The following is a 2,766-nucleotide window of genomic DNA, read 5'->3' on the forward strand; positions in this document are numbered from 1 at the left end:
TCCGCGTCGGGTGGGCTGTCGCCCCCCACGCGATTCGAGAGAAACTCATCTTGGCGAACGAGGCGGCGGTGCTGTCACCATCATCCTTCTCGCAGACGGTGATCTCGGAGTACCTCGACTCCGCCGACTGGAAGGGCCAGATCGACACCTTCCGTGGCGTCTACCGCGACCGCCGGGATGCGATGCTCTCCGCCCTCGCCGACCAGTTGCCGACCCTCTCCTGGACGGTGCCCACCGGCGGCTTCTACGTCTGGTTGCGGTTGCCCGAACACCTTGACTCCAAGGCGATGCTGCCCCGCGCCGTGAAGGAACTCGTCGCCTACACTCCGGGCACCGCGTTCTATGCCGACGGCTCCGGCCGCAACGCGATGCGGCTGTCGTTCTGCTACCCGACGCCCGACTTCATCCGCGAAGGCATCCGTCGGCTCGCGATCGTCATCAACGGCGAACTCGCGCTGCTCAACGAGTTCCAACAGACCGGCCCGGTCAGCACCCTGCCCTCCGAACCCGAGGGCGTCTTGCCCCCGTTCGCCGGCTGAGGCACGACGTGAGCGGACTGAAGCGCGTCGTCGTTCTCGCGGGCGGCATCTCCCACGAACGCGACGTGTCGCTGCGCAGTGGGCGCCGGGTCGCCGACAGCCTCCTCGAGCACGGCCTCGAGGTCGAGTTGCGTGACCCCGACGCCAGTCTGCTGGCGTACCTGCGGGATAACCGACCGGATGCCGTGTGGCCCGCCCTGCACGGAGCGAGCGGTGAAGACGGCGCGCTGCGCGGGCTCCTGGAGTTCCTCGGCGTTCCGTTCGTCGGATCGTCGTCGTCGGCCGCTCGACTCGCCTGGGACAAGCCGACGGCGAAGATCATCGTCGCCCGAGCCGGAGTCGCCACCCCGCGATCGATCACCCTGGGTCGCGACGCGTTCCGCGAACTCGGTGCCGACGCGATCTTCGCGGCGATCGACGACGAACTGCCCGTACCGCTCGTGGTGAAGCCCGCCCAGGGCGGCTCAGCTCAGGGCGTCACCATCGTGACCGAACGCGAAGCCATGCCGCGCGCGATGGTCGAGGCCTACACCTACTGGGATGTCGCGCTCGTCGAACAGCAGATCACCGGCACCGAGATCGCCGTCGGCGTCATCGACACTGGAGACGGACCCGTTGCCCTCCCCGCCGTCGAGATCGAGCCACTCTCTGGGGTGTACTCGTTCGAGGCGCGCTACAACGCGGGCGAGACGCGGTTCTACACGCCCGCCCGACTCTCCGACGAGGTGACGGCCCGCGCAGCGGAGACTGCCGTCGCCGCCCACGTCGCGCTCGGGATGCGGCACCTCTCGCGCGTCGACCTCATCGTCGACGGAGCCGGCACGCCGTGGTTCCTGGAAGCCAACGTACTGCCCGGCCTCACCGAAACCTCGCTGCTCCCCCAGGCGCTCGAAGCCGCCGGTCACGATCTCGGCTGGGTCTACACCCGCCTTGCCGAAGCCTCCCTAACCGCGTAGCCCGCGAGATATCCCAAACGGTCGCTTTCGCGGCGTGAGATATCCCAATTGGGATCATTCACCCCTGGGGTCACCCGACTGAAGAGTCGACCCCGAGCTCGTCGAAGATGCGCCGCAGGTCGGCGACCGTGGCGAAGTCGATCGTGATGGTGCCCTTCGAGGCACCGAGGGCGATCTTCACGCGCGTGTCGAGTTTGTCGCCGAGCCGATCAGCGAGCTCCCCGAGGTGCTGCTGCCGCTTGCCGGCGACCGGCTTGGCGGCTTTCGGCTTCGCGGGGGCGAGCACACCTGCCGCCGCTTCCGCCGCGCGCACCGAGAGGTCTTCGTTGATGATCTTGTCGGCGAGCTTCAGCATCCCGGTTTCGTCGACCACCGAAAGGATCGCGCGGGCGTGGCCCGCGGTCAGAACCCCGGCGGCGACCTTGGTCTGGATGCTCTGAGGTAAGCGGAGCAGCCGGATGGTGTTGGTGATCTGCGGCCGCGACCGGCCGATGCGCTCGGCGAGCTGGTCCTGGGTGATGCCAAAGTCCTCGAGTAGCTGCTTGTAGGCCGACGCCTCTTCCAGCGGGTTGAGCTGGGCGCGATGGATGTTCTCCAGCAACGCATCCCGCAGCATCGCCTCGTCGGCGGTGTCTTTGACGACGGCGGGGATGCGTTCGAGTCCGGCGGCCTTCGAGGCGCGGAATCGACGCTCGCCCATGATGAGTTCGTATTGGGGCTCCCCCTCTGCCGCGCCGGACCGCGGCCGCACGACGATGGGTTGCAGCACACCGAACTCACGAATCGAGACGACGAGCTCCTGCAGGGCATCGGGGTCGAACTCGACGCGCGGTTGCTGCGCATTGGGCACGATGTCGCTGAGTTCCAGATCCGCCAGGCGCGCCCCGGGAACGGCGACGAGATCCGTGTCGGAGCCGAAGAAGACGTCGACCGGACGGTCGTGATCGAGAGACTCGTCGGGTCCGGTCGGGATCAGCGCGCCGATCCCGCGGCCGAGCCCGGTGCGTTTCGGGGGGGCCATCAGGCGACGCTCCGATGTGCGATCTCGGATGCGGCTTCACGGTACGAGAGCGAGCCCGGCGAGTTGCCGTCGTAGGTGATGACACTCTGGCCGTAGCTCGGGGCCTCCGAGATGCGCACCGAGCGCGGGATGACGGTGGTGAGGGTCTCCGCCGGGAAGTGCTCGCGCACCTCGTCGACGACCTGGTTCGCCAGGTTGGTGCGCGAGTCGTACATCGTCAGGAGGATCGTCGAGAGCGCGAGCTTCGGGT

Annotated in this window: 4 protein-coding genes; 2 read left to right on the forward strand and 2 right to left on the reverse strand. The window is 67.9% G+C overall.

Translation table 11 applies throughout. The features are described from left to right. A partial coding sequence (locus RMO30_RS08815) for an aminotransferase class I/II-fold pyridoxal phosphate-dependent enzyme (protein ID WP_309712135.1) occupies positions 1-539 on the forward strand: 539 nt, incomplete at its 5' end. Between the two features lie 8 nt (positions 540-547). Beyond that, complete coding sequence (locus RMO30_RS08820) at positions 548-1,495, forward strand: D-alanine--D-alanine ligase (protein ID WP_309712138.1); 948 nt, start codon at positions 548-550, stop codon at positions 1,493-1,495. Positions 1,496-1,565: 70 nt separating this feature from the next. On the opposite strand, the gene RMO30_RS08825 is transcribed toward RMO30_RS08820, so the two are convergent. Together RMO30_RS08825 and RMO30_RS08830 are read right to left on the reverse strand one after the other, a co-directional pair. Further along, entirely contained in the window at positions 1,566-2,516 is a 951-nt protein-coding gene (locus tag RMO30_RS08825; RefSeq protein ID WP_309712141.1) for a ParB/RepB/Spo0J family partition protein, read from the reverse strand. Continuing rightward, a partial coding sequence (locus RMO30_RS08830; protein ID WP_309712144.1) for a ParA family protein occupies positions 2,516-2,766 on the reverse strand: 251 nt, incomplete at its 5' end. The genes RMO30_RS08825 and RMO30_RS08830, both read right to left, overlap by 1 nt.

The sequence above is a fragment of the Pseudolysinimonas sp. genome (assembly GCF_031389465.1).
In the GTDB taxonomy this organism is placed as follows: Bacteria; Actinomycetota; Actinomycetes; order Actinomycetales; family Microbacteriaceae; genus Pseudolysinimonas_A.